Genomic DNA, 1,157 nt, shown 5'->3' on the forward strand with positions numbered 1-1,157 from the left:
GGGTCAATGTAAAAACCTGAGGGGTAATATTTGTAAAAATCCTATCTTTGCATAAAACTAACTCAGAAATCTTATGGACAACAACGGCTACCGTCTCCTTCTTCCTGAAGGGACATTGGATTATTTCATCATCTCGGACGTAAAGGAAAGCGCATCGGAAATAGTGATTTATTTAGAAGAAAAGAATGAAGTTCCTAAAGAATACGCAGGAATGAAAGTTGAGAGCAAGGGTTTTTACGAACCTGTTGTGGTTCAGGATTTCCCCATACGCGGCAAGAAGCTTTTTCTGAACGTGCGCCGGCGCAGGTGGGTTGTCAAGGATGAGAACCGTTACGTGAGCCGTGACTGGAAACTGGTTGCCGGTGGTAGCCGTATGACGCATGAATTTGCGTCTTTTTTAAAAGAATTATATTGATAAGCTGCCGGTGGGCTGCAGGCTGTTGGGAACGCTGTTCGGGGTCGACGGGGAACTGCTCGAGCGGCAATACCGGAATCACCTGAGCGGTTATCTCTGTTGGGAGCAGCTTCCTCATGCCGAAGAATGGCTTCTTTTCGAGAAGAACATCGGTGTTTATGTGGGACTGGATGAAGTCTGCCTTTCCCGCGGAGAATTATATACCGTGTTGATAAACAAGGAGAGAAAAGGCCGTTCGGGCAGTCTTATCGCCGTTGTGAAAGGAACAGATGTAAAGACCGTGACCTCCGTACTGCTCCGTCTTTCCCGCCGCAGACGCTTTCAGGTCAGGGAGATAACCATGGATATGGCTCCGAACATGGAGCAGATCGCCCGCCTCTGTTTTCCCGCCGCACGCCGCGTCACAGACCGTTTCCATGTGCAGAAACTCGCTTATGAGGCGGTTCAGGATATGCGCGTTAAAGCACGTTGGGAGGCTTTGGACGAAGAATCCGTTCAGATCGCCCATGCCAAAGCCTGCGGGAAGATATATCATGCGCCGGTCTTTGAAAACGGTGATTCACGCAAACAGCTTCTTTCGAGAAGCATTTACCTGTTATATAAGAAGGAATCCTTGTGGACGGAATCACAGCGCGTACGCGCCGGCATCCTGTTCCGGGAGTATCCCGATATTAAGAAAGCATACTACCTCTCCATGAGGCTCGGACTGATATACCACCAATGCAGGTACAAGGATGCGGCA

At 49.2% G+C, this 1,157-nt stretch carries 2 protein-coding genes; both read left to right on the forward strand.

The window, feature by feature from the left end; genetic code table 11:
• The first annotated feature begins 73 nt into the window (after window positions 1-73).
• Window positions 74-415 (forward strand): hypothetical protein, encoded by a 342-nt coding sequence (locus AB5903_RS22495; RefSeq protein WP_005653242.1) that lies wholly within the window; start codon window positions 74-76, stop codon window positions 413-415.
• 25 nt (window positions 416-440) lie between these two features.
• The coding region (locus AB5903_RS22500; protein WP_368118324.1) for a transposase at window positions 441-1,157 on the forward strand (717 nt) is incomplete at its 3' end.

Origin of the sequence: Bacteroides sp. 2201st1_D9_2201SCRN_220225, from assembly GCF_040928965.1 — a bacterium.
Lineage (GTDB): Bacteria > Bacteroidota > Bacteroidia > Bacteroidales > Bacteroidaceae > Bacteroides > Bacteroides stercoris.

What these genes read in the sequence shown, in the direction of transcription:
- AB5903_RS22495 (WP_005653242.1), top strand. Translation starts at nt 74, where the DNA reads ATGGACAACAACGGCTACCGTCTCCTTCTTCCTGAAGGGACATTGGAT.